This window comes from Nonomuraea fuscirosea (assembly GCF_035917475.1).
Taxonomy (GTDB): Bacteria; Actinomycetota; Actinomycetes; order Streptosporangiales; family Streptosporangiaceae; genus Nonomuraea; species Nonomuraea fuscirosea.
Map to the genome: position 1 here is coordinate 11,293,630 of NZ_CP109074.1, position 23,526 is coordinate 11,317,155.

Here is a 23,526-nt window from a genome sequence, read left to right on the forward strand (position 1 = left end):
GAAACTGTCAACCAAACAGTTGGATGATAAGCTGGCGAGTATGAGGCGAGCACCGGAGGAGAGGCAGCGCGACCCCGAGCGCACGAAGGCCCGGATTCTGCAGGCCGCGCTGGAGGAGTTCGCGGCGAAGGGGTTCGCGGGGGCGCGGGTGAGCGAGATCGCGACCAGGGCCGGGGTGAACAAGCAGCTTATTTCGTACTATTTCGGTGGAAAGGAGGGGCTCTACCAGGCCCTCAACACCCGCTGGCAGGCCGAGGAGAGTGCCTTCGCCGACCCGTCGGCCTCACTCGGCGAGCTGGCCGCCTCCTACGTCCGCGCCAACGCGGAGCGCCGCGACTACGGCCGGCTGATGCTCTGGCAGGGCCTCACCGACGACACGGCACCCGACCCGGCGTTCGTCGCCGATGTGCGGCGCGACCTGGAGCAGTTGCGCCGCCGCCAGGAGGCCGGCGAGTTCCCCGCCGACCTCGACCCGGGCGCGCTCCTGGTGGCGCTCTTCGCGATGGCGGCGGCGGGCATCTCGTTTCCCCAGCTCGTCCGCGCCGTCTGGGACCAGGACCCGGCCGCGCCCGAGCTCACCGACCACTACGCCCAGCAGATCGAGAAACTGGTCGCCCACCTGAGCGGGCCGGACGGGCGACATGGTGGCCACCATCCAGACCGAGCAGGACCGGGTGAGGCGCACCCATCAGCCGGGCCGCCGGAACCGGAACTCGCGCCCTGAGCCGGCCGCGCACGTCAGCCGACCCGCCCGCCGCCGGCCCCTGAATCCATCCTCAGGGGCAGCGCACGATCATGCCCGCGTAGGACAGGTTCCCGCCGAAGCCGAACAGCAACATCGGCGCACCCTTCGCCACCTCGCCCCGCTCCAGCAGCTTGGCCAGCGCCAGCGGCACGCTCGCGGCCGAGGTGTTGCCCGACTCGACCACGTCACGGGCGACGATCGCGTTCACCGCGCCGAGTTTCTGGGCAATGGGCTCGATGATGCGCAGGTTCGCCTGGTGCAGGACCACCGCCGCCAGTTCCTCCGGCCGCACGCCGCCGCGCTCGCACGCCCGCCGGGCGAGCTCGGGCAGCCGCGTGGTGGCCCAGCGGTAGACCGACTGGCCGTCCTGGGAGAAGCGGGTGGGCGTCCCCTCGATCCGTACGGCGGTCCCCAGCTCCGGCGCGGAACCCCACACGACGGGCCCGATCCCCGGCTCCTCGGCCGCGCTCACCGCGCTCACCACGGCGGCCCCGGCGCCGTCGCCGGTCAGCACGCACGTCGTCCGGTCGGTCCAGTCGGTCACGGCGGTCATCTTGTCCGCCCCCACGACCAGCGCGTTCGTCGCCGCGCCCGCGCGGATGGCGTGGTCGGCCTGGGCGAGGGCGTGCGTGAACCCCGAGCAGGAGACGCCGACGTCCATCAGCGCGGCCTCAGGCACGCCGAGCCGCCCCGCGACGTGGGAGGCCACGTTGGGGGCGCGCTCGGTCTGGGTGCAGGTGGCGATCAGCACAAGATCGATCTCGGACGGCTCCAGCCCGCTGCCGGCCAGCGCCTTGGCGGCCGCGTGCGTGGCCAGATCCGCCACGCTCTCGCCGTCAGCGGCCACGTGCCTGGTACGGATCCCGACCCGTCTGGTGATCCACTCGTCACTGGTGTCCACCATGGCCGCCAGATCATCATTCGTCAGGACTTTTGCCGGTTGATAGTGACCAGTCGCGACAAGCCGTGATCCATTCATGTTGCGGACTATAGCAACCGACCGTTCGTACGCTAATTCATCGAGGCCCGCTACCCTGGCCCCATGACCCCGCTCACCCACCGGCACACCGGCGGCAGGCAACCGCTGCCCGGAAGCGAGCTCGGATGAGCCCGCGCAGGTCCGCGGCCGAGGCGATGGGCACGCGTGCGGCCATCCTCGACCGCTCGGTGGCCATCGCCTCCAACGACGGGCTCGAAGGGCTGACCATCGGCCGCCTCGCCGCCGAACTGGCCATGAGCAAGTCGGGCGTGCTCGGCCACTTCGGCTCCAAAGAAGCCCTCCAGCTCGCGGTCCTGGGCCGCGCCGACGAGATCTTCCGCGCCGAGGTCTGGGAGCCCGCCCGCTCGGCCGCGCCCGGCCTGACCCGGTTGCGGATGCTCTGCGAGGCGTGGATCTCCTACCTGGAACGTCAGGTCTTTCCCGGCGGTTGCTTCTTCACGGCCGCCGCGCACGAGTTCGACGGCCGCCCGGGCCCGGTGCGGGACGCGGTCGAGTCACGGTTCGACGCCTGGCGTGACCGTCTCGGCAAGGAGATTCGCAGAGCGGTGGCCGCGGGAGATCTCCCCCAGGACACGGACCCCGGCCTCCTCGCCTTCGAACTCCTGGGCCTGGCCATGGCGCTCAACCACGCCGTCCAGCTCCACCGCGACCCCCACGCCGCCACGTACGCCCGCCAGGCCATGCGAGCCCGCCTGGGCCGCACCCCCACACGCTGAGCGCTGACTATCCTGCTCGCGTGGGCTACGAAGGTCACGAGGGCCGGGACGTGCCGTCCGATGTGCTGGTTCGCTGTTCGCGGGACCCCGCGGTGGCGATCCGGCTCAGTGGGCGGCGGATCGACGACGACGAGACCGTCTTCTCCGTCGAGGCCACGGCCGATGGACTGCATGCCACGATCCCCGAGGTGACCGTCTCGATCTACGACCTCGCCGGTGACCTGGCCGCCTTCCTGCGCGGGCTCGCCGACGACTTCCGCGGCTGGCCGGGAACGCGGACCTGGGACACCGACCAGCTCACGCTCGAAGCCGGCTTCCACTCCGGTGGTCACGTCGAGCTGAGCTGGGGAATGCGCCCCGGCCTCGACAAGGACGCGACGTGGGAGGTCTCCGCGACCACCTGGATCGAGGCCGGGCAGCAACTGACCACCCTGGCCTCCGACGTCCGGGCCTTCCTCGCCCGGCCATGAAGGTCGGTGGGGGACGCGAAACGGGCAGCGCGAAAACGGGCAGCGCGAAGATAGCCGGCGCGACAGTTGGGCAGCGTTGAGTGGTCCGCGCTGAAAGAGCCCACGCCGGAAGAGCCCGTGCCGGTGACGCCGGTCGGCGGGCTGGTGGCGCGGCCGGTTGCAGGTGGTGCCGGTCCGAGGAGAAGCGGTCGGGCGGGTCAGGCCGAGGAGAGCCGGTCGAACAGTTGCAGCGCCGCCTGCCTGACCTCCTCGGGCGAGAGCCCGTCCAGGGTCTTCCTGGCGTCGGAGATGTCACGGGTGGTGGCAAGCGTGATCGCCACCGACGAGGCGGCGGCGCGGTCGATCGATCCCGTCGGGGCGGCGTCGGCCAGTTCCTGGGCGCTCGCGGCGAGGTCGAGGTTGTCTCTCAACGGATCTCCTCGGGTGAAGACGGTTCGGCCCATTGCATCACTTGGCATCGTGCCGCATCCACCATTCGGTGAATTCCCGGCATCGCCCATCGGAAGCGAAGCGGATCACCCAGAGGTTGCTGTACGTTTTATCCGGATATGTCGTGACTCCTTGGATGACGCTCAGGTCGTCCGTCACGCACACCGGATGCCACTCGAAAGTGGCCTCGCCAGGTTTGTCCTGCCGTCCCAGCCACTGCGCGACGATCTCGTCACGCCCCTGCCAGGGCGAGCTGTACGGCTCGGTGTAATAGACCGCGTTCTCGGTGAACAGGGCGGCGATGTCGTCGGGATCGTTGGAGTTCCACGCCCGCACGTATCCCTCGATCCACGGAAGAGGCTCGACCATCGGTCTAACCTCTCAGCGGATCGTGTCCGACGGACATCAGCTCGCGCCGCGAGCCGTCGTCCGTATGGTCGCCCATGGTCTCGACGAGCTCCACGACCTGCCGCATCACGTCGAGATCGACCTTGGTCAGGTCGCCCTTCCGCTTGCGCAGGACATGCAGAACGGCGCGCCCCAGCTCGTCGATGCCCAGATCCGGGTCAGGAGGGAACCCCTCCTCGTCGGACGCGTCGGCGAGCAGGTGGGCCCGAAGTTCCTCGGAGCTCATGTTGACCACACGATGGAACTCGTCCCACAACATGTCGGTGTCGAAACCCTCGAACCCTGCACTCATGCCAGGCCGCCTACCCGCCTGGCCGGGCCTTACGCACCTGAAACCCGCCCCGAGCGGCATTCGCACGGCCGCCGTACGCCCGTGCCCGCCGGGATTCGCGCGGCCGCCTCACGTCAGCCGGGCGCGTGGCTCAGCGGAGGCCGGCGGTGAGTTTGGTGACCGTGTCGGCGATGCGCCGCTGCCGGGTCTCCGGCTTCTTGGCGGCCTCGACGGCCAGCACGTAACGCCGCTTGCCCGAGTACGACAGGCTCTCGAAGAACGCCTTGGCCTCCGGCGCGTCGTCGAGCGCGTCCGCCAGGTCGGCGGGCACCTCGACCTGCCTCGGCGCGGTGTCGGCGGCCAGCTCCACCTCGACCTCGTCGCCCGCCGCCACCCCGGCGGCCTCCCGGTTCTCCGCGCTGAGCGGCAGCAGGAACCGGCCGCCCATCGGGGCCACCGTGCTGCGGTAGGTGTGGCCGTTGACCGTGACGGTCACGGCCGGCCGCTTGCCCGCGCCGAACTCCTCGACGACGGCGGCCGGGACCTCGAACCCCGTCGCGGTCTTGCCGTTCAACTCGACCGTGGTGCGGAACCTCATCGGAAGAATCCCTCCAGTACGGGCGCCAGCGCCTCCGGCTTGACGATGTGGGTCTGCCCTTCGAGCGTGCGGTAGGTGGCCTCGGGCAGGTGCTCCGCCAGCGCGCGGGCCGCGTTCCTGATCCAGGCCTGGCTCTTGCCGCCGTCCATGACCAGCGTGGGCGCCTTGACCGAGGCCCAGTCGGCGGCGGGATAGGGCGCGCCGTGCTCGTACGGCGCGACGAACGCCGCGTCGTAGGGCAGCGTGTGCGCCAGCGCCTTGAGCGTGGACCAGGCGGGCATGAAGCGCATCATGACCACGACGAACCCCGGCAGCCCGACGCCCCTGCGCATGAAGTAACGCACCGCGTCGGCGCGCCGGTCGGCGGCGACCAGGTCGTCCAGCGTGCGCAGGTAGTCATCGGGAATGGGTGGCCGGGTGGCGTCCACGATGAACGGCGGCTCGTACAGGGCCAGCCGCTCGACCGGGACCCCGCTGTCGGCGGCGGCCAGGGCGAGGGCGGCGCCGGACGAGGTGCCGTAGAGGCGCACGGGGCCGCCGGCCTCGGCGACGAGCGCGGCCAGGTCCTCGACCTCGCGCTCAGGAGCGAAGGGCATGGAGGGCGGAGTGTCGCCGCTCTCACCCCGGCCGCGCCGGTCGTAGGTGTAGACGGTGAAGTGCGCGGCCAGGGCGGTGGCCAGGCCGGCGTTGATGCTCTGGGCGCGGTGGCTGAGCGCGCCGTCCACGAGGACGACCGCCGGGCCGGAGCCGGCGCGGGTGTAGGCGATGCGGGTGCCGTCCGCGGACGTGACGTTGCTCATGGTGTCGACAGTAGTTGCCGACAAAAAAATTTGTCAACACCTGGCCGCCAGGTCACGATTCGCTGGATTTCCCATCTCATTTAGGTACGGGCGTACGCGAAGCAGGCATGTGGCACTCGGGTACATCTGGAGCCGTCTCGCGCGGGGGACGCCGGGACGGCTCCCGAAGGGCTTGACGCCGCGAAGGAGGGGGCGGCGCGTGTCCGGGCCAGGAGCCGGCGGTCTGCCAGCCGCCGCCCCCGCCCCGGACACGCGCCGCGAGTTCTCCCCGCTTACGTCGCGAGGCGGGCGGGGCCGGTGCTGCCGCGAGGGGTGAGGATGGCGGCCTGGTCCTCGAAGGGAGGCACGCTCTCGCCGGCGATCAGCGCGAGCAGGCGCTGCGCCGCGTGCGCCCCGTACGCCGGGATGTCCCGGGTGAGCGCGGTCAGCGGCGGCCGGACGACCTGCGACAGCGGCGAGTCGTCCCAGGCCACGATGGACAGGTCGCGCGGCACGTCCACCCGCATCTCCTGGGCCACCGACAGGCCCGCCACGGCCATGATGTCGTTGTCGTAGATGATGGCGGTGGGCCGGTCGGGCGAGCTGAGCAGCCGCCTGGTGGCCCGGGCGCCCTCCTCGCCGGTGTAGTCGGTGTGCACGATGACGTGCTCGACGGCGTGCTCCCCAATGCCCGCGCACGCCTGCGCGAACGCCTGGTCGCGGACGGTCGTGTGGACCAGCTCGGGCAGCCCGGCCACCCGGGCGATGCGCCGGTGGCCGAGCGCCACCAGGTAGCCGACGGTCTCGCGGACGGCCTCGCCGTCGTCGGACCAGACGGCCGACAGCGAGCCCGACTCCGACGGATGGCCGATGACCACGACCGGCATGCCGAGCCGCTCCAGCTCGCTCACCCGGGAGTCGGAGTAGTGCAGGTCGACGAGGAAGACGCCGTCGATGCGGCTCTCGCCCCACCAGTGCCGGTAGACCTCGCTCTCCTGCTGGTGGCTGGTGACCACCTGGAGCAGCAGCGCGTAGGAGCGGTCGGCGAGCACGCCCTCGATGCCGCTGATCAGCTCCATGAAGAACGGTTCGACGCCCAGGATGCGGGCGGGCCGGCACAGCGCGAGGCCGACGCAGTTGGCGCGGGCGCCGTTGAGCGCCCTGGCCGCGCTGTTGGGACGCCAGCCGATCTCGTCGGCGATGGCGACGATCCTGGCCCGCGTCGCCTCCGACACCCCGGGCTGCCCGTTGAGCGCGTAGGAGACCGCGACCTTGGACACTCCCGCCCTGCTGGCGATGTCGGCGATGGTGGGGCGTTTCACCGTTTGATATTAACCGCTTAAGCCGCGTGCCAGGGTTTCGATTCCCGGGTCTCCTTGGCGGCCGGGGCCACGCGCAGGGCGTAGGTGGCCCGTTCCGCCCCTTCGACGGGGCCCAGATAGGTGTGCCCGGTCAGGTGGCACCACGCGGGCAGGTCCACGGGCGCGGCCGGATCGGCGGCGATCAGGTGGATCACCGCGCCGGGACCGGCCGCGCGCACGTGGGCGCGCAGTTCGAGGAGCAGCTGCACGCAGAGCTTGTCGCCGCCGTCGACCACGAGATCAGGCATGCTTCTAGGAAATCACCCCTTGAGTCCCGTATGTGCCAATCCTTCCACGAACTGCTTCTGCGCCACCACGAACACCACCAGCACCGGCAGCGCGGTCAGCGAGGCCGCGGCCAGCTGCACGTTCCACATCGGCCCGCCGTAGGCGTCCACGAACTGGGTCAGCGCCTGCGGCAGCGTGAACCGTTCCGGCGTGGACAGGAACACGATCGGCTCCAGGTAGAGGTTCCAGCTGTGCAGGAACGTGAAGATGGCCACCGCGCCGACCGCCGGCCTGGCCAGCGGCAGCCCGATCCGCCAGAACGTGGCCAGGCGCCCCAGCCCGTCGACCGCCGCCGCCTCGTCCAGCTCCTTCGGCAGCGCCAGGAAGAACTGCCGCATGATGAACGTGGCCAGCACGCTCGGCGCGCCCAGGATCGGGATGAGGATCAGCGGCCAGTGCGTGTCGGTCAGCCCGGCCGAGTGGAACAGCCGGAACAACGGCACGATCGTGACCTCGCTGGGGATCAGCAGGCCGACCAGGATGACCAGGAACAACGCGTTCGAGCCGCGGAAGCGGATGCGCGCGAACGCCCATCCGGCCAGCGACGACACCGCCAGCGTGCCGACGGTGACGACGGCGGCGATGTAGAGGCTGTTCCAGTACTGCTGGGCGAACGGCTGCAGCTCGAACACCTGCCGGTACGCCTCCAGCTGCGGCCGGCCGGGCAGCAGCGAGGGCGGGAAGGCGAAGATGTCGCTCACCGGCTTCAGCGACGAGGTGACCATCCACCAGGTCGGGAAGACGAAGGGCACGCACAGGACGCACAGCACGCCGTACAGGAGGGTCTTACGCCTCAAGGAACACCCACCTCCTGCGCATTCGCCACTGCAGCACGGTGAGGGCGAGCACGATCACGAAGAGCAGCACCGACAGCGTGGCGCCGTAACCGAAGTGGTGGAACTGGAAGGCCTGCTGGTAGAGGTAGTAGACCAGCACGGTCGTGGAGGTGCCTGGACCGCCCTGGGTGAGCACCGCGATCTGGGCGAACACCTGCAGCGACCCGGCCACCGTGATGATCGAGGTGAGCAGCACGGTCGGGCTGATCATGGGCAGCGTGATCCGGGCGAACCTGGTCCACGCGCCGGCCCCGTCCATCCTGGCGGCCTCGTACAGCTCCTTGGGCACGCCCTGCAGCGCGGCCAGGAACAGCACCATGTTGAGCCCGACGTTCTTGAACACCTGGACGCCGATCACCGACACCATCGCGCCCGTCCCCGTACGCAGCCAGTTGGGCCCCTCGACGCCCACGGTCTGGAGCAGGGCGTTGACGCCGCCGTTCGACTGGAGCAGGAAGCCCCACACGATCGTCCAGGCGACCAGCGAGACCACCACCGGCGAGAAGAACAGCGTCCTGAACACCACCGTGCCGCGCAGCCGCTGGTTGAGCAGCACCGCCAGCAGCATGGCCAGCGACAGGTTGAACACCACCAGGCCGACGGAGAACAGCGCGGTGGCGCCCAGCACCTTGGGCACGTTGGGGTCGGCGAGCAACTGCCGGTAGTTCTCGCCGCCGACGAACTCGAACGTGTCGGCCAGCACGTTCCACTCGTGCAGGCTGTAGTAGAGCACCAGGCCGAGCGGGAGGAAGACGAACAGCAGGCTCCCGAGCAGCTGGGGGGCCACGAAGGCGTACCCCACCAGGTGGTCCCTGCGGCTCGCCGTCCACCACGTCGTACGGTCGGGCATCACTTGGCCAGCATCGGCTGGATCGCGGTGCACACCCCGGCCAGCGTCTTCGTCACGTCCGCGCCCGGCTGCCAGAGCTGGTCGAGCTGGGCCCGCACGGTCTGCGCCAGCTCGGCCTGCCCGGCGTGGCTGGGCTTGACCCGGCCGGTGGAGATGCCGTCGATGACGACCTGCTGGAGCTGCTCGGGCTTGAGCAGCGGGTTGCTCTTGCCCAGGCTCTCCGCGGTGAGCAGCTGGGTGCGCGGCGGCGGGAAGTACTGGCCGAGCTTGGCGGAGTTGTCGGGGTTGGAGAGGAACGACAGGAAGTCGGCGGCCTTGGCGGCGTTCGGGCTCTTCTTGATGACACCGATGCCGGCCTGGCCGATGACGCTGTAGGCGCCCTTCGGGCCGGTGGGCAGCGGGATCAGGTCCCACTTGAAGGTGGCGTCCTTGAGCAGCGAGGCGCGCGAGATCTGGGTGATCGTCATCCCGGCCTCACCGGCGAAGAAGTCGGCGGTGGTGCCGGGCGCGGGCAGCGCCTTGTCGGTGAAGATCGCCTTGTGCAGGAAGGTCATCGCCTCGACCATCTCCGGCTTGGCGAAGCCGCAGGTCCTGCCGTCCTCGCTCCACGCCTCGGCGCCCCAGCCGCCCCACACGGTGGCCAGGTTGTCCCAGCCCTTGTAGTCGAAGTCGCGCACCACCAGGCCGGCCTTGCCGCTCTCCTTGTTCACGGCGGCGGCCGCCGCGACGGCCTGCTCCCACGTCCAGCCCGCCTTGGGCGGCTTCTGCCCGGCCTGCTTCAGCAGGTCGAGGTTGACGAAGACACCGAAGGGCGAGGTGGAGAACGGGTAGGCGTAGAGCTTGCCCTCCTGCTGCCACAGCTTCGTCGTCGCGGGCGCGAGCTGCTCCGGCTGGACCAGGTTGTCCAGCGGCGCGAGGGCGCCTGAGCCGACGAAGTCGGGCGCGGAGTTCTCCAGGATCCAGGCCAGGTCGGGGGCGTTGCCGCCGGCGATCTGCGTGGTCAGGGTCGTCGTGTAGTTCTCGATCGGCAGCGTGTCGAACTTGATCGCCGCCACGTCCTGGTGCGTCTTCTTGTACTCGTCGGCGATCGAGTTGAGCAGGGACAGGTGTTCGGCGTTGCCGGTCCAGATCGTCATCCGCAGCGTGGCGGGGCCGGTGGCGGCGGGCTCGGCGCCCGAGCCACAGGCGGTCAGGACGAGCAGTCCCGCAAGCCCGGCGGCGGCCATGGTGATGCGCATCGGCGCTCCTAACAAAGGGGGGATCAGTAGCCGGACACGTCCGGCCAGTGGAGTTCGACGCCCTGCTCCTCCAGGCGTTCCTGGAAGTCGGCGAGCAGGGCGGGGTCGGCCCGCACGGCGTGCGGGGCCGTGGACCGGTCGAGGCAGAACGCGGCCAGCGCGCCCGCGGCCTCCCCGATGTTCCACTCGACCGGGTGCAGGCGGTAACAGCCGTTGGTGATGTGGGTGGTGGCCAGGTTCTTGCCCGCGGGCAGCAGGTTGCGCACGCGGCGGGGGAGCAGCGCGCCGAGGGGCAGCTCGAACGGGCTGCTCGGCACGTCCAGGTAGTTGTCGCCGCCGGTCGAGGGGTGCAGGTCGATCCGGTACATGCCGATGCCGACCGAGTCGGCGTAGCGGGCGGCGCCCTTGTCGCCGCGCACGGCCATCGACAGGTCCTGCTCGACGATCGTGTACTCGCCCAGGATCCGGCGCGACTCCCGTACGTACGGGGCCTGGGCCAGGCCGTCGGCCGAGCCCGTCACGTCGCCGCGCAGCCGCAGCCCCGGCCACCCGGTGCCGCCGTCGGGGCGGGGCGCCTCGGTCTGCAGCCAGTAGAGCACCGACCTGGACAGCTCGCGCGCCGCCGCCAGATGCTCGGCCGCGTCGGGCACGTCGATGACCGGGCCCTCCATGTAGTCGATCATCGGCCAGTTGACCAGGGTGATGTCGCTGGCGTAGGCGCCCGGCGCGAACAGGTCGCGGGCGGCGATCCTGCGGAAGGTCCACAGGTTGCCGTCGCCGGGGTTGCGCCGCTGGTCGGCCCGGACCCGCAGCGCGTCGTCGCCGGGGTTGGGGGTGAAGGAACGCTCGGAGATCTCCAGCGTGCGCGGGTTGGGGCTGCGCCAGCCGAGCATCGGCCCGCCCCAGAACTCGGGCTGGTACGCCCGCCAGAAGTCGTAGCGCTCCGGCCGGTCGATCGTGTGGTCGCCGTCCACGTGGTCGAGGGCGAAACAGACCGACACGGCCTGCATGTTCATCGGCTGGGCGGCGGCGGGCGCGCTGGGCTCGCCGGTGTCGGCCTGCGACTCGAAGCCGGTGACGTACTCGGTGCCGGTGAGCGGCAGCAGCTCGCCGGTCTCGGTGGCGTCCAGCACGTACGGCGCGGCGACCCAGATCTCGTCGCCGGGATCGTCGCGGTGCGCCAGCCGCACGGCCGTCACCCGGTCGCCGTCCATCTCCGCCCCGACCGGCCGGTACGGCTGCAGCACGGTCAGCCGCCCGCCGCCCCGGTAGGGAGCCAGCATGGCCTCCAGCACCGCCACCGCCACCCGCGGCTCGTGACACAGCGGGCTCACGTGGCCCGCGCCGGGATTGAGCTCACCCCACGCGCGGGCGGCCTCGGTCAGCGGGTAGTGACGCCGGTAGTAGTCGCGGATGCCGTCGCGCAGCGCCCGGTAACTCGCGGTCACGCCGAACCGCTCCACCCACGTGTGCTCGTCCGGCGGGACGGCCTGGCTGGTCAGCTGGCCGCCGAGCCAGTCGTACTCCTCGGTCAGCACCACCTTCCGGCCGGCCCGCAGGGCGGCCAGCGCCGCGGCGACCCCTCCGAGGCCGCCCCCGACGATCAGCACCTCGGTGCTCGACTCGCGCAAATCCGGTCCTTTCATCTGCGTACGGGCGCCAGCGTGGCGCCCTCGGTGTACTCGCACGGCAGCAGCCGCTGGACGGGTGAACCGCCCTCGACCAGCTCGGTCAGGTCCTCCACCGCCTGGCGTCCCATCTCCCTGCGCGGGATGCGGAAGCCGGTGAAGTCGACGTCGGTGGGCGCGGGCCGGGTCGGATCGCCCAGCGTGAGCACCGACAGGTCGCCGGGAACGGAGACGCCGCGCCGGCCCAGCACGTCGGTCAGGGCGACGCCGTCGGCGTACTCCTCGGCCAGCACCGCCGTCACGCCCGCGGCCAGCACCCGCTCGGCCATCTCCGCGGGCTCGCCCGGGTCGAGCCGCAGCGGCTCGGGCACGGACTCGGCGTAGCCGCGGTAGCGGTCCACGTACGACTCGGGGCCGCGGCCGTGGCCGAGATAGGCGACGCGCTCGTGACCCATCGCCCGCGTCCGCGCGACCAGCTCACCGACGGCGGCCGGATAGTCGGCACCGACGTACGGCACCGTGCCGCCCGCGTCGTCGCGGCGGCCCACTGACACGAACGGGTAGTCCTCGGCCACCAGCCTGGCCAGGTCCTCGCGGTCCAGCTCGCGGCCCAGCAGCACGCACCCGTCGGCCAGCCGGAGCCGGTGGTCCTGGTGGTAGACCCGCTTGCGCCCGTCGACCGTGGGCGCGCTGGTGAACAGCAGCAGGTCGCAGCCGCGCTGCTCCGCGCACTCCTCGATGCCGATCAGGAACGGGTGGAAGAAGTCGCCGGTCGCGCTGGGGAAGACGGGCTCGTAGGTGAAGACGCCGAGGATGCGGTTGCGCCCGGCCGCCAGCCTGCGGGCCGCCGGGTCGGCGACGTAGCCGGTCTCCTGGATCACCCGCAGCACGCGGTCCCGGGTCTCGGCCGGGATGCGGGACTCGGCGTCGGCGCGGTTGTTGAGCACCAGGGAGACGGTGGTCTGGCTGACACCGGCCAGCCGGGCGATGTCGCGCTGGGTCAGGCGTCGTGACGGGACTGGGGGAGGCATGCGGTGATCCTAGCTAATGCGCATTAGCGCGGGGCGATGCCTGGAATTGTTCGCTGCGCGGCCGCGTGGTGTCAAGAGTTCCCGCAGCGCTAATCCGGATTAGCGGATTATCACCGGTGGCGTGGAGGTGAGGGGGAGCGCGACCTCGACCCGGGTGCCCGCGCCCGGCTCGCCGGTCACCACGCAGATGCCGCCGAGCTCGGCCGCCCGCTCGCGCATCGAGCCGAGCCCCACGCCCGCCCGGTGCGACTCGGGCAGCCCCCGGCCGTCGTCGCCGATCAGCATCCGCAGCACCCCCTCCTCCCGGTGCACGGCGATCGTGGCCCGCGACGCGCCCGCGTGCCTGCGGATGTTGGTCAGGGCCTCCTGGACGATGCGGTAGACCGCCACCTCCACGGCCGCCGGCAGGTCGGACAGGTCGCCGCCGATCTCCACCTCGACCTCGACGCCTGAGGACGACCGGCCGGCCAGGTCCCGGATCGCGCCGGCCAGCCCCAGGTCGTCGAGCGCGGGCGGGCGCAGGCCGTAGACGAGCTCGCGGATGTCGCTGGTGACGGCGCCCATGCCGGTGTGCAGCTCGCGCAGCAGCTCGTCGGCGGCCTCGGGGGAGCTCTTGAGGCTGAGGCGGGCCATGTTGATGGTCATGGCCATCGCCGACAGGGTCTGGCCGAGGCCGTCGTGCAGGTCGCGGCGCAGCCGGCGGCGCTCCTCCTCCCTGGCCGTCAGGATGCGTTCCCGCGAACGTTGCAGGTCGGCGGCCATGCGCACGGCGTGCGCCACGTCCGCCGCGTAGGGGGTCAGCGTGGCCAGGACGCGCTCGTTGTGCGCGGCGGGGAAGCGGCGCGGCCCCGGCGGGCCGACGAGCAGGCGGCCGACGCGGGTCCCGTGCCAGACCAGCGGCACCTCGCGCGCGGCCGGCCCGACGCGCCCGCTCTCGACGTAGCGGGGCTCGCCGTCGGCCACCTCCACCGCCACGCCCTCGACCGCGAGCCCGTCACGCAGCACGCTGACCACCGAGGTCAGCGCCTCGGCCGGATCGCCGCGGCGCACGGCCTGGGTCAGCCGCCCGGCCAGCACGCCCGGGTCGCCCACCGCGCCGTACAGCAGCAGGTCCACGACCCGTTGCAGGGCGCGGCGCAGCGGCTGGAAGAACGCGCCCGCGAACAGCGCGGCGGTGATCCCGGCCACCTGGTCGTAGCCGGAGACCACCAGCCCGGACAGCGCGCCCGCGCCGAAGTAGACGGCGCTGACCACGATCACCAGGCCGGCCGCGACGAGGGCCCGGCTGACGACGGTGTCGATCCCGTAGAGCCGGTAACGCATGACCGAGAACGCCACCGCGAACGGGATCGCCGCCGCCCACACGATCGCCGGCCACATGAACACCGGCCAGATCGCGGCCAGGACCAGGAAGACGATGTAGCCGGCGAAGGCGAACAGCGGCCAGCCGATCTGCCGTCGCGTGGCGGGGTCGGCCCGCCGCATCCGGGTCAGCAGCGACAGCGCCGACAGCGCCATCGCCGTGTAGATGCCGGCCCAGCCGACGACGTTCACGCTCTCCATGTACGGCGCCAGCGCGGGGATCCCGAGCGGGCTGGGGATGACCTCCGGGTACGGGTACCCCTCGCGGGGCGGCGTCATCCGGAACAGGTTGTGCACGGTCGCGGCCGTGATCGACAGGCAGCCCAGCCACAGCGCGGGCCGCCAGCGCGGGGAGGGCAGCCGGCCGTCCGGCGAGTACAGCGGCAGCACCATCGTCAGCGCCAGCCCGCACACCGCCCAGCCGAGCTGCGTCGGCACCCGCAACCAGCCGGCCAGGGCGAGCTCGCCGCCGGCGGCGGCGCGGAACATCAGCGCGCTGGACACGTCGCTGATCCCGGCGGCCAGCCCGCCCGAGCACATGAGCCAGGCCATGTTCAGGCGGGGCCGGTGGTAAAGGAGGAACGCGCCGACCGCCGGGAAGGTGAAGACGACGGCGGACTGCGGGCTGACCGTCTTCGTGGGGGCCCACTCGGCGGGCAGACCGAGCCAGACCAGGATCGTGGCCAGCCCCAGCACGGGGGAGGCCACGGCCATGACGGCCGCCACCACGGCCGCACCGCTCATCCGCCGTGCGCGCCCGGCTCCAGCTCCGACGCCGGCTTCCGGCCCGACGCCGGTGTCGGGTTCCGGAGCGGTTCCGATGCCGGCTTTCGGGCCGGTTCCAGGGTCGGTGTCCGGGCCGGTCCCCGGGCCAGGTCCGGGGTCGTCTGTCGTGTCGGCGAGTTCGGCCATCGTGCTGCCCTCCGCCTTCCCCGCCCGAGCCCGGCGTACCCGTCCATCCTGGCCCCGCGAAACGGGCGGGGCCAGGACAGAATAGGCGCTACCCGACTACCTTGTCGGCAGCCAGACCCGCATGGTGGCGGGCCCCCGGTTGCCCCACCGGTGGTAAGGAACCAGCCGCAACCGCACGTCACCGCCGTCCCCCGGAGCATCCGCCGCGCCGTACGGCCACCCGTCCTTGGAGCCGGAGCCGCCGAGCGAGGCGGCCACCTCCAGCTCGACCACCCCCTCGGCCCCGTCGCCCGCCGGCCGCTCGACCGGCGGCTCGGCGCGTACCGTCAGATCGCCCAGCGGCGGCTCGTCGGCCACCGACTCCGCGCAGTAGACCAGCGGCCCCCGCTCGACCGCCGCGCTGCCCCGCAGCGCGTCGATCCGCCGGTCGGGGAACGTCCACCGCGGCCGCATCGGCAGCTCAAGACGGAGCTCGTCGCCGGCCCGCCACGGCCCGTCGGCGTGCACGTACCCGGGACTCACCGGCCGCACGACCGGCCCCTCGGGCAGCGGCGCGTCCTGGGCGGAGACGGGCACGCGGGCCAGCGTCGCGTCCGCCGCCCAGGCGGGGACGCGCAGGCCGATGCGGCCCGCGCCGTCCTCCAGCACCCGCACCCGCACCGAGCCGGTCCACGGGTAGCCGGTCTCCACCCGCACCGCCAGCCGCCCGTGCCGGATCTCCGACGGCGTGAAGTGGTGCAGCACGATCCCGTCGCCGGTCCCGGCGGCCAGGTAGGCGGGCAGCGACGCCAGCGTGCGGGCGATGTTGTTCGGGCAGCAGGACACGTCGAACCAGGGCGAACGCAGCCCGCCCTCCGCCGCGTGGTTGACGCCGTCGTGCGGCACCGCCGGCACCCGTACCTGCAGTGGGTTGGCGTAGAAGAACGAGCGGCCGTCCAGCGCGACGCCGGTCGCGAGCATGTTGTAGAGCGTGCGCTCGGTCAGGTCGGCGTAGCGGACGTCACCGGTGGCCAGCAGCAGCCGGTGCGCCAGCATGACGGAGGCGATGCTGGCGCAGGTCTCGTTGTAGGCGCGGTCCGGCGGCAGCTCGTAGTCCTCGCCGTACGACTCGTCGGCATGCCTCGAGCCCATGCCGCCGGTCAGGTGGGTCCGCCGCGCGACCGTCCGCTCCCACTGGGACTCGACCGCCTTGAGCAGCTCCTGGTCCCCGGTCTCGACCGCCACGTCCACCACGCCGGAGGCCAGGTAGAGCGCGCGTACAACGTGCCCGCGGAACACCTGCGCCTGCCTGACCGGCACGTCGTCCTGGTAATAGCCGCGGCCGAAGGGGATGTCGGCCAGGGCGGGCAGCCCGCGACGGTCGACGAAGCGGCGGGCCATCTCCAGGTAGCGCTCGGTGCCGGTGGCCCGGTAGAGCTCGACCAGCGCCATCTCGATCACGGGGTGGCCGCAGGTCTCGGTGCCGTTCATGAAGCGGCGGCACACATGGTCGGCGGCCTTGACGACCACCTCCGTCAGCAGGTCCGCTCCATGGGTGCGCAGCCGGGCCACGCCCGCCTGGATGAGGTGGCCGTAGCAGTAGAGCTCGTGACCCCACTCGAAGTCGGTGTAACGGCTGCCGGACCAGCGCGTGTTGAGGTAACCGTCGCCCTCCTGGGCCTGCGCCACCGTCTCGGCCAGCGCGGGCAGCCCGGGATGGCCGGCCCAGGCCATGGCTTCGAGCAGCTTGTAGATCTCGGAGTCGCTGAACTCCCGCCCCCTGCGAGGCCGCTCGCCCCTGAAGTTGCCGATCCAGCCTTCTCGTTCCTCCCATTCCCGGCAGTGGTCGATCGTGACCTCGCGGTTGAGCGCGGCCCGGTCGCCCCAGAAGCCGGGCGAGAGGCGTACCGCGTCGAGGCCGATGGGGGACAGGACGCCCGATGAGGGCAGGACGGGATTAGCCACGCAGAGCTCCTGACATGAATCCGCGCACGTAGTGGCGCTGCAGCACGATGAAGAGGATGAGGCAGGGGAGGGCCATGACCATGACGCCGGCCTGGAGCATGCCGTAGTCGACGGCGCCGAACGTGTGCTGCGTCATGCTGACCACGGCCACCGGCAGCGTGAACGACGAGCCGTCGTTGAGCAGGATGAGCGGGGCGAAGAAGTCGTTCCACGAGGCGAGGAAGGCGAACAGCCCCACCGTGATCAGCGCCGGCCGCACGGCGTGCAGCAGCACCCTGGAGAAGGCGCGGAACGTGCCGCACCCGTCCACCAGCGCGGCCTCCTCCAGCTCGCGCGGCAGCGCCTCGAACGCGTTGCGCATCATGAACAGCGCGAACGGGAGCTGGAACATCACGAACACCAGTGACAGCCCGACCAGGGAGTTCTGCAGGCCGAGGTAGCCGAGCAGGACGTAGAGCGGGATCAGGATCGTCGCGTACGGCACCATGAGGATCGCCAGCGTGGCCAGGAACAGCAGGTTCTTGCCCGGGAAGTCGAACCGGGCGAACCCGTAGCCGCCGAGCGCCGAGACGACGAGCGTGCCGCCCACCGTCATGACGGACACCAGCACGCTGTTGGTCGCGTACGTGTCCAGCCCCTCGCCGAACCCGGCCATCTCCAGGTAGTTGGACGGCTCCTCCAGCGAGGCGTAGCCGCTCCACACCAGCGGGAACAGGAACAGCACCGCCAGCGCGGACAGGGTGAGGTAGCGGCTCACCGCAGCCTCCTCATCATCAGCGTGTTGAGCCCGACCAGGGCCGCGAGCAGCACGACCGACAGGGCCGCCGCGCCGCCGAGGTCGAAGCGGAAGAAGGCGTCGCGGTAGACGACCATGACCATGGAGACGGTGCTGTTGTCCGGGCCGCCGTTGGTGAAGACGAAGAACTGGTCGAAGGCCAGCAGCGAGCCGGTGACGCTGAGGATCAGCATCAGCGCCAGCGTCGGGCGCAGCAGCGGCAGTGTGATCTTGGTGAAGATCTGCCACCGGTTGGCCCCGTCGCTCCTCGCGGCCTCGTACACCTCGGTGGGGATCGCCTGGAGGCCGGTCAGCAGGATGAGCATGTTGAACCCGGCGAAGCGCCACAGCACCAGCGTGATCGTGGAGAACAGCGCCATGTTCGGGGTGCCGATCCACTTCACCGGCTCGCCGGTGATGCCGAGCGCCTGGAGCATGGGGTCGATGGGGCCGAAGTCGTTGTTCAGCATCCCGTAGAACAGCAGGCCCGCCGCCGCGAAGCCGACCGCGCCGGGCAGGAAGAACGCGGTCCTGAAGAAGGCGATGCCGGGCCTGCGCTCCTGCACCAGCAGCGCCAGCCCGAGCGCCACGCCCGACAGCAGGACCGTGGTGATCACCGTGTACTTGAGCGTGAACACGACCGCGTCCACGAACAGCGGGTTGTCGGCGATCTTGAGGTAGTTGTCCGGGGCGTTGAAGGTGGCCGGGCCGAGCAGCGGCCAGCGGTTGAGCGACATCCAGACGACCAGCACGAGGGGCGCGAGGAACAGCACGCCCACGATGACCGCCGTCGGGGCCGCGTACAGCCAGCCCTGCACCTTCCTGCCGCGCCACCGGGCGGGCGGCGCCGCGTGTGCCGCCCGCCCGGATCTCGTGACCGTCAGCGTCATTGCTGCAGCGACTTCGTGATCTCGGCGTTCAACTGCGCGACCTTCGCCGCGTCGCCGAACACCGCCTCACGGGCCAGGCGCAGCCACGGGCCCTGCGGGTCGTTGTAGGTCTGGCCGAAGCGCAGCGCGTACGGCGTCTGGCCCTTGGCCACCAGCGAGTTGATCAGCACCACCCGCGGGTCCTCGGCGGAGTACTTGTTGTCGGCCAGGTCGGTGCGCGCGAGCACGTCCTTGTTCTTGGCCATGACCTCGATCTGGGCGTCGTCGGAGACCGTCCAGGACAGGAACTCCCAGGCGGCGTCGGCGTGCTCGCTGGTGGCGGAGACGCCCACCGAGTCGCCGCCGACGAACGTGGACTCGCCGCCGTCGGGGCCCGCGATCGGGGTGACGCCGATCTTCATCTCCTTCGGCATCAGGCCGAGCGTGGTCGAGGGCATCGGCATGACGCCGATCTCGCCCTTGGGGAAGAAGCCGGTCCAGGTCGGGCCCTGCTCCTCCTTGGCGGTCGGTCCGGTGGCCTTCTTCTCGTACAGCTCGCGCCAGATCCGGAACACCTCGGTCATGACCGGCTGGTCGTTGAGCGAGGCCGTGCCGTCGTCGTTCATGACCTGCGCGCCCGCGGCCCAGACCGACGGCCAGAAGGTGAAGACGTAGCAGCCGCCGCAGTTGCCGCCGAAGAAGGTGCCGTGGACCTTGCCGTCCTTGCCCAGCTTGTCGTGGATGGTGGTGGCGTGCCGGGCGAACTCCTTCAGCGTCTTCGGCCCTTGCTCGGGGTCGAGGCCGGCCTTCTCGTACAGGTCCTTGTTCCAGAACCAGACCGACAGGTCCAGGGTGTGCGGGAGCGTGTACTGCTTGCCGTCCAGCGTGCCGAGCTTCATGTGCGAGGGGGCGAGCTTGTCCTTGTACGGCAGCGCCGCGATCCGGTCGGTGACGTCCATGAACAGGCCCTGGGAGGTGTAGTTCGGGACGAAGATGACGTCGGCCGCGAAGACGTCGGGCAACTGCTTGGCCCCGGCCGCCGCCGCGATGCGCGGCTGGTAGTTGTCGGTCGGGATGACCGTGAGCTTGACCTGGTTCTTGTGGCTGCTGTTGTAGGCCTGGACCAGGCGCTCGGTCTGCGTCTGGGTGGCCGCGCGGGTCCACATGGTGATCGTCACGGGTCCGTCCGCGGGCGTGGCGCCGCCTGCGCCGCCTCCGCCGCCGCAAGCTGCGGCTGTGAGCGCTAACACACCTAGGAGGGAGATCCCGGCCAGCCTTCGTCTCATGATGTGCTCCTGGACTTAAAGGTTTTCGGAAACGTAGAAGAAACAAGAGGCCCTGTCAATGGGTGCTAAGGTGCTCTGTGGTTCACCATTCACCGAAAAGGGTTTCGACATATGGCGGTTAAGCGGGCGACCATCAACGATGTGGCCTCGCTGGCGGGGGTGTCGATCGCCACGGCCTCCAAGGCGCTCAACGGGCGCCAGGACGTGCGCGCGGCCACGCGGGAGCGGGTGCTCGCCGCCGCGGCCGAGCTCTCCTTCCAGCCGAACGCCCTGGCCAGAGGGCTGCTGTCCGGGCAGACGCGGACCGTGGGGCTGCTCACCTCCGACAGCGTCGGCCGGTTCGGCATCCCCGTGCTGCTCGGCGCGGAAGACGCGTTCGGCGCCGGGGAGATGGCCGTGCTGCTCTGCGACGCGCGTGGCGACGCGATCAGGGAGCAGCACCACATCAGGGCGCTGCTGTCGCGGCGGGTGGACGGGCTGATCGTGGTGGGCGAGAGCACCGACCCGCGGCCGTCGATCAGCAAGGACCTGCCGGTGCCGGTCGTCTACGCGTACGGGCCGTCGGAGGACCCGGCCGACGTGTCGTTCGTGCCCGACGACGTCGGGGCGGCGGCGATGGCCGTCGGCCACCTGCTGGCACTCGGCCGGCGGCGGATCGCCCACGTCACCGGGCCCGGCGACTACAAGGCGGCCCGCGACCGCGAGGAGGGCTTCCGCCAGGCGCTGGCCGAGGCCGGCGTCGCCCAGGCGGGGCGGACGCTGTCCGGGGTGTGGTCGCAGCGGTGGGGGCGGCACGCGGCGGAGATGCTGCTCATGGCCGAGCCGGAGATCGACGCGGTGTTCTGCGGCAGCGACCAGATCGCGGCCGGGTTCGTCGAGGCGGTGCGCGAGCGGGGCCGGCGGGTGCCCGACGACGTCGCCGTGGTGGGCTACGACAACTGGGAGGTGCTGTCCACCGAGACGCGGCCCGCGCTGACGACCGTGGACATGAACCTGGAGGTGCTGGGGCGGACGGCGGCGCAGCACCTGTTCGCGGCCATCGACGGCAGGGCGACTCCGGGCGTGCACACCCTGCCGTGCCAGCTCGTCATCCGCGACTCCACCTCACCTCCCGGGGTGTCCTGACACTCCGGGAGGCGGATGGGCCGGTCAGGAGACGGCGCAGGTGTACGTCAGGTGGCGGCGCAGGTGTACGAGCTCACGGTGGCGGTGCCGCCGGGACGGGTGACCTGGAAGCCGAAGCCGGTCGAGCCGCCCGCGCCCAGGTTGCCGTTGTAGCCCGCGTTCCGAGCCGTCACGGTCTGCCCGCTGGTCGTCAGCGTGGCGTTCCACGAGCCGGCGATCGTGTGCCCGGACGGCAGCGTGAAGGTGACCGTCCAGCCGGTGACCGGGGCGGTGCCGGTGTTGGTGACCGTGGCCTGCACCACGTACCCGCCGCCCCACTGGCTCTGCACCGACCCGGTGGCCGTGCAGCCGCCGCCACCTCCGCCGGACGTGGTGGTGAACGTCGTGGTGGCCGAGTTGCCCGACACGTTGCCGGCTCCGTCGCGGGCGCGGACGTAGACCTCGTACCTCGTGGCGGGGCTCAGCCCGGTGAGGGCGATCGTGGGGGTGGCGCTCTGGCCGAGCAGCGTGTCGGTGCTGCCCTGCTCGCGGTAGACGTCGTACCCGGCCAGTCCCGACCCGCCCGCGTCCGTGCTGGCCGTCCAGGTCAGGGTGGCCCCGGTAGCGGTCATGCCGGCCGCCGAGGGGGTGCCGGGCGTGGTCGGGGCGGTGGTGTCGGGGGTGCCGCCGCCGAAGAACGTGGCCTCGCGCGAGGTCGCGGCGATGCCGTTCGCGCCGTTGAAGATGCGCTGCCCCCACGAGGTCAGGCTGGCGGCGTCGAAGTTCGTGACCATGTCGAGGTATTCGACGCCGCCGCCGTTCCCGCTCCACGACCAGCCGATGTAGCCGAGGCCGCGCGACTGCGCCTGCGCCATGATCGTGTCCTCGTCCGGGTCGCCGTCGGAGTGGTTGTGCCCGAACTCCCCGATGACCAGCGGCAGGCCGGCGCTCTGGAAGGCGTTCAGGTAGGCGTTGATCTCGGCGGCGGTGTCGAAGACGCCGTACATGTGGATGGAGAAGACGGTGTTGTGCTGCGGGTCGGCGGCGGCGACGGTCTGGGCGTCGTCGCGCATGGTGAACTGCCAGTCCTGGCCCCAGTTGGGCGCGTCCACCATCAGCAGGTGCTGGAAGCCGAGCGCGCGCATCCGGCCGATCGCGCCGGTGGTCGCGGCGGTCCAGGAGGAGGCGTTGTTGTTGCCGATCGGCTCGTTGCCGATGTTGACCACGATGAAGTCTTCCGTGCCGGTGAGGGCGCTCTTGACGCTGCTCCAATAGTCGACGGCCTGGTCCAGCGGGTACGCCCCGCTCTGCTCGCCGTACCCGGTGGTGTCGTGGTTTTCGAGCACGCATATTAACCGGTTCTGCCGACACAGCGAGACGACGTTGGCCACGTCGGCCGCCCCGTTGGCCGGCCACCGGCCGCCGCTCAGCACCACGCGCACGGTGTTGGCGCGCAGGGCCTTGATGTCGGCGAACGAGCCGGTCTGGCCGGTGTACCAGGTGTGCGCGTGGCTGACGCCGCGCATGACGAACGCGTTCCCGTTGGCCTCCACGATTCTCGTGCCGCTGACCCGCAACCCGACGGCGGCGTGCGCGGGGGCCGGGGAGATGAGCATCGAGATCAGGAGCGACAGGAGCGCCGCCGTGGCGAGCCCGAGTCGGTGGGTCATGAGGGTGCCCTTCTACTGCCGTTAACCGGTTAGGTTCTGCACGGGCACATGCTCTGCGGAATCGGCGGCGACGTCCAGAAAGTCAGCCGAGGACGGTCAGGAACGCCTGGACCGGGGTGAAAGTTTCACTTCACCGGCTCGTCGGTGCGGGCCGGCGGCTCACCTCTGCGGGACGGCGGCTCGCCCCCGAGGGTGGACGGCTCGTCCCTGAGCGTCGGCAGGCCCGCCGCCAGAGCCCTGAGCGCGCGGACGAGCGTGGGCAGCAGCACCGGGCAGAGGGCGGCCAGCTCGGGATCCTCGGCGTAGACCTGGATCAGCGTGGGCGGCGGGTTGGCCGCCGGATAGAGCGTGCCGGCCAGGCTGCTCGCGGCGGCGACCAGCTCCATGCCCTCGCGCTCATTGAGGTCGGTGACGGCCGCGACCTCGGCGCCCAGCTCGGTGGCGATGGTGATGACCGCGCGCTTGAACGTGCGGGCGGCCTCGACGGAGACGTTGTGTTCGAGGCTGGTGGAGGTGTGCCCGAGCAGGTCGCAGAGCAGCGGCCGGTCCGTGATCGTCTCGGCCAGCACGGTCACCGCCTCGCCCGTTCCGACGGCCGCGCGCAGGCGCGGAGTGGCGGTTTCGGCCCACTGCCGCCACTCCTCGCCGGCCAGCTCCAGGTAGATCTCCTCGCGGGTGCCGAAATAGCGCACGATGTTGGACTTCACCAGCCCGACGGCCTCGGCGACCGCGCCCAGGCTGACGTTGCGCACGCCGGAGGTGCGGGCCAGCTCGCGGGCGGCGTCGAGGATCGCCTCGCGCCGCTGCTGCTTGTGCTCGGGCCGCCTGGCCCGGCGAAATGCCGCCCTCGTCATGTCCGTCCCAGCATACTGGCGTACTTAACGGTACACCGTTCACTTGTTAAGGGTACGGTGTTCTGTTAGCGTCCCGACTACACCGGCACAGAAAAGAGATGG

General features: G+C 71.2%; 24 protein-coding genes. 4 read left to right on the forward strand and 20 right to left on the reverse strand.

Going from position 1 to position 23,526, the window contains the following annotated elements; all coding sequences use genetic code 11:
* Positions 1 to 40: 40 nt before the first annotated feature.
* The gene (locus tag OIE67_RS52140; RefSeq protein ID WP_326634621.1) at positions 41 to 724 is read left to right on the forward strand and encodes a TetR family transcriptional regulator; all 684 of its coding nucleotides are present in this window, start codon (positions 41 to 43) and stop codon (positions 722 to 724) included.
* Between the two features lie 52 nt (positions 725 to 776).
* Here the strand turns inward: OIE67_RS52140 and OIE67_RS52145 are convergent, their stop codons facing one another.
* Positions 777 to 1,724, reverse strand: a complete 948-nt coding sequence (locus OIE67_RS52145; RefSeq protein ID WP_326634622.1) for a beta-ketoacyl-ACP synthase III — start codon at positions 1,722 to 1,724, stop codon at positions 777 to 779.
* 125 nt (positions 1,725 to 1,849) lie between these two features.
* On the opposite strand from OIE67_RS52145, the gene OIE67_RS52150 reads away from it, so the two are divergent.
* Together OIE67_RS52150 and OIE67_RS52155 are read left to right on the forward strand one after the other, a co-directional pair.
* Positions 1,850 to 2,461: a TetR/AcrR family transcriptional regulator gene (locus tag OIE67_RS52150; protein ID WP_326634623.1), complete on the forward strand. Its 612-nt coding sequence runs from the start codon at positions 1,850 to 1,852 to the stop codon at positions 2,459 to 2,461.
* Between the two features lie 20 nt (positions 2,462 to 2,481).
* Positions 2,482 to 2,931, forward strand: a complete 450-nt coding sequence (locus OIE67_RS52155) for a DUF6228 family protein (RefSeq protein WP_326634624.1) — start codon at positions 2,482 to 2,484, stop codon at positions 2,929 to 2,931.
* 197 nt (positions 2,932 to 3,128) lie between these two features.
* On the opposite strand, the gene OIE67_RS52160 is transcribed toward OIE67_RS52155, so the two are convergent.
* The 17 genes from OIE67_RS52160 to OIE67_RS52240 all read right to left on the reverse strand — a co-directional run bounded on the left by OIE67_RS52160 (position 3,129) and on the right by OIE67_RS52240 (position 19,688).
* Positions 3,129 to 3,341 (reverse strand): hypothetical protein, encoded by a 213-nt coding sequence (locus OIE67_RS52160; RefSeq protein ID WP_106250720.1) that lies wholly within the window; start codon positions 3,339 to 3,341, stop codon positions 3,129 to 3,131.
* A 37-nt stretch (positions 3,342 to 3,378) separates the two neighbouring features.
* A complete protein-coding gene (locus tag OIE67_RS52165) occupies positions 3,379 to 3,729 on the reverse strand; it encodes a nuclear transport factor 2 family protein (RefSeq protein ID WP_106250722.1) in 351 nt (116 codons plus the stop codon).
* A 4-nt stretch (positions 3,730 to 3,733) separates the two neighbouring features.
* Complete coding sequence (locus OIE67_RS52170) at positions 3,734 to 4,060, reverse strand: DUF3140 domain-containing protein (RefSeq protein WP_326634625.1); 327 nt, start codon at positions 4,058 to 4,060, stop codon at positions 3,734 to 3,736.
* A 130-nt stretch (positions 4,061 to 4,190) separates the two neighbouring features.
* Entirely contained in the window at positions 4,191 to 4,637 is a 447-nt protein-coding gene (locus OIE67_RS52175; protein ID WP_326634626.1) for a YdeI/OmpD-associated family protein, read from the reverse strand.
* Positions 4,634 to 5,437 (reverse strand): alpha/beta fold hydrolase, encoded by an 804-nt coding sequence (locus OIE67_RS52180; RefSeq protein ID WP_326634627.1) that lies wholly within the window; start codon positions 5,435 to 5,437, stop codon positions 4,634 to 4,636. The genes OIE67_RS52175 and OIE67_RS52180 overlap by 4 nt, the downstream gene beginning before the upstream one ends.
* A gap of 272 nt (positions 5,438 to 5,709) precedes the next feature.
* A complete protein-coding gene (locus OIE67_RS52185; protein ID WP_326634628.1) occupies positions 5,710 to 6,738 on the reverse strand; it encodes a LacI family DNA-binding transcriptional regulator in 1,029 nt (342 codons plus the stop codon).
* Between the two features lie 17 nt (positions 6,739 to 6,755).
* Positions 6,756 to 7,025: a sulfurtransferase TusA family protein gene (locus OIE67_RS52190; protein ID WP_326634629.1), complete on the reverse strand. Its 270-nt coding sequence runs from the start codon at positions 7,023 to 7,025 to the stop codon at positions 6,756 to 6,758.
* A gap of 12 nt (positions 7,026 to 7,037) precedes the next feature.
* Entirely contained in the window at positions 7,038 to 7,862 is an 825-nt protein-coding gene (locus OIE67_RS52195; RefSeq protein WP_219912357.1) for a carbohydrate ABC transporter permease, read from the reverse strand.
* Positions 7,852 to 8,751 carry a carbohydrate ABC transporter permease gene (locus tag OIE67_RS52200; protein ID WP_106250732.1) on the reverse strand — a complete coding sequence of 300 codons (900 nt, stop codon included), beginning with the start codon at positions 8,749 to 8,751 and terminating at the stop codon, positions 7,852 to 7,854. Before OIE67_RS52200 ends, OIE67_RS52195 begins: the two co-directional genes overlap by 11 nt.
* On the reverse strand, positions 8,751 to 9,989 hold the full coding sequence (locus OIE67_RS52205) for an ABC transporter substrate-binding protein (protein ID WP_326634630.1): 1,239 nt from the start codon (positions 9,987 to 9,989) through the stop codon (positions 8,751 to 8,753). The genes OIE67_RS52200 and OIE67_RS52205 overlap by 1 nt, the downstream gene beginning before the upstream one ends.
* Before the next feature lie 23 nt (positions 9,990 to 10,012).
* Positions 10,013 to 11,620, reverse strand: coding sequence for an FAD-dependent oxidoreductase (locus OIE67_RS52210; RefSeq protein WP_326634631.1), 1,608 nt, complete (start codon positions 11,618 to 11,620; stop codon positions 10,013 to 10,015).
* An 11-nt stretch (positions 11,621 to 11,631) separates the two neighbouring features.
* The gene (locus OIE67_RS52215; protein WP_106250737.1) at positions 11,632 to 12,648 is read right to left on the reverse strand and encodes a LacI family DNA-binding transcriptional regulator; all 1,017 of its coding nucleotides are present in this window, start codon (positions 12,646 to 12,648) and stop codon (positions 11,632 to 11,634) included.
* Positions 12,649 to 12,747: 99 nt separating this feature from the next.
* The gene (locus OIE67_RS52220) at positions 12,748 to 14,754 is read right to left on the reverse strand and encodes a sensor histidine kinase (protein WP_326634632.1); all 2,007 of its coding nucleotides are present in this window, start codon (positions 14,752 to 14,754) and stop codon (positions 12,748 to 12,750) included.
* A gap of 264 nt (positions 14,755 to 15,018) precedes the next feature.
* Positions 15,019 to 16,866 (reverse strand): glycoside hydrolase family 127 protein, encoded by a 1,848-nt coding sequence (locus tag OIE67_RS52225; RefSeq protein ID WP_326634633.1) that lies wholly within the window; start codon positions 16,864 to 16,866, stop codon positions 15,019 to 15,021.
* Positions 16,859 to 17,623: a carbohydrate ABC transporter permease gene (locus OIE67_RS52230; RefSeq protein ID WP_326634634.1), complete on the reverse strand. Its 765-nt coding sequence runs from the start codon at positions 17,621 to 17,623 to the stop codon at positions 16,859 to 16,861. The genes OIE67_RS52225 and OIE67_RS52230 overlap by 8 nt, the downstream gene beginning before the upstream one ends.
* Positions 17,620 to 18,531, reverse strand: a complete 912-nt coding sequence (locus OIE67_RS52235; protein ID WP_106250741.1) for a carbohydrate ABC transporter permease — start codon at positions 18,529 to 18,531, stop codon at positions 17,620 to 17,622. Before OIE67_RS52235 ends, OIE67_RS52230 begins: the two co-directional genes overlap by 4 nt.
* The gene (locus tag OIE67_RS52240; RefSeq protein ID WP_326634635.1) at positions 18,528 to 19,688 is read right to left on the reverse strand and encodes an ABC transporter substrate-binding protein; all 1,161 of its coding nucleotides are present in this window, start codon (positions 19,686 to 19,688) and stop codon (positions 18,528 to 18,530) included. The genes OIE67_RS52235 and OIE67_RS52240 overlap by 4 nt, the downstream gene beginning before the upstream one ends.
* Positions 19,689 to 19,907: 219 nt before the next feature.
* Between OIE67_RS52240 and OIE67_RS52245 the strand changes: the two genes are divergently transcribed.
* Entirely contained in the window at positions 19,908 to 20,921 is a 1,014-nt protein-coding gene (locus OIE67_RS52245) for a LacI family DNA-binding transcriptional regulator (protein ID WP_326634636.1), read from the forward strand.
* A 47-nt stretch (positions 20,922 to 20,968) separates the two neighbouring features.
* On the opposite strand, the gene OIE67_RS52250 is transcribed toward OIE67_RS52245, so the two are convergent.
* Together OIE67_RS52250 and OIE67_RS52255 are read right to left on the reverse strand one after the other, a co-directional pair.
* Positions 20,969 to 22,570 (reverse strand): cellulase family glycosylhydrolase, encoded by a 1,602-nt coding sequence (locus OIE67_RS52250; RefSeq protein WP_326634637.1) that lies wholly within the window; start codon positions 22,568 to 22,570, stop codon positions 20,969 to 20,971.
* Positions 22,571 to 22,695: 125 nt separating this feature from the next.
* A complete protein-coding gene (locus tag OIE67_RS52255; protein WP_326634638.1) occupies positions 22,696 to 23,424 on the reverse strand; it encodes a TetR/AcrR family transcriptional regulator in 729 nt (242 codons plus the stop codon).
* Positions 23,425 to 23,526: the final 102 nt, after the last annotated feature.

Bases quoted from the DNA above. Each gene is read 5' to 3' on its own strand.
- OIE67_RS52140 (WP_326634621.1), top strand. From the start codon at position 41: ATGAGGCGAGCACCGGAGGAGAGGCAGCGCGACCCCGAGCGCACGAAG.
- OIE67_RS52145 (WP_326634622.1), bottom strand. From the start codon at position 1,724: ATGAATGGATCACGGCTTGTCGCGACTGGTCACTATCAACCGGCAAAA.
- OIE67_RS52150 (WP_326634623.1), top strand. From the start codon at position 1,850: ATGAGCCCGCGCAGGTCCGCGGCCGAGGCGATGGGCACGCGTGCGGCC.
- OIE67_RS52165 (WP_106250722.1), bottom strand. From the start codon at position 3,729: ATGGTCGAGCCTCTTCCGTGGATCGAGGGATACGTGCGGGCGTGGAAC.
- OIE67_RS52170 (WP_326634625.1), bottom strand. From the start codon at position 4,060: ATGAGTGCAGGGTTCGAGGGTTTCGACACCGACATGTTGTGGGACGAG.
- OIE67_RS52175 (WP_326634626.1), bottom strand. From the start codon at position 4,637: ATGAGGTTCCGCACCACGGTCGAGTTGAACGGCAAGACCGCGACGGGG.
- OIE67_RS52180 (WP_326634627.1), bottom strand. From the start codon at position 5,437: ATGAGCAACGTCACGTCCGCGGACGGCACCCGCATCGCCTACACCCGC.
- OIE67_RS52190 (WP_326634629.1), bottom strand. From the start codon at position 7,025: ATGCCTGATCTCGTGGTCGACGGCGGCGACAAGCTCTGCGTGCAGCTG.
- OIE67_RS52200 (WP_106250732.1), bottom strand. From the start codon at position 8,751: ATGCCCGACCGTACGACGTGGTGGACGGCGAGCCGCAGGGACCACCTG.
- OIE67_RS52205 (WP_326634630.1), bottom strand. From the start codon at position 9,989: ATGCGCATCACCATGGCCGCCGCCGGGCTTGCGGGACTGCTCGTCCTG.
- OIE67_RS52215 (WP_106250737.1), bottom strand. From the start codon at position 12,648: ATGCCTCCCCCAGTCCCGTCACGACGCCTGACCCAGCGCGACATCGCC.
- OIE67_RS52220 (WP_326634632.1), bottom strand. From the start codon at position 14,754: ATGAGCGGTGCGGCCGTGGTGGCGGCCGTCATGGCCGTGGCCTCCCCC.
- OIE67_RS52235 (WP_106250741.1), bottom strand. From the start codon at position 18,531: ATGACGCTGACGGTCACGAGATCCGGGCGGGCGGCACACGCGGCGCCG.
- OIE67_RS52245 (WP_326634636.1), top strand. From the start codon at position 19,908: ATGGCGGTTAAGCGGGCGACCATCAACGATGTGGCCTCGCTGGCGGGG.
- OIE67_RS52250 (WP_326634637.1), bottom strand. From the start codon at position 22,570: ATGACCCACCGACTCGGGCTCGCCACGGCGGCGCTCCTGTCGCTCCTG.
- OIE67_RS52255 (WP_326634638.1), bottom strand. From the start codon at position 23,424: ATGACGAGGGCGGCATTTCGCCGGGCCAGGCGGCCCGAGCACAAGCAG.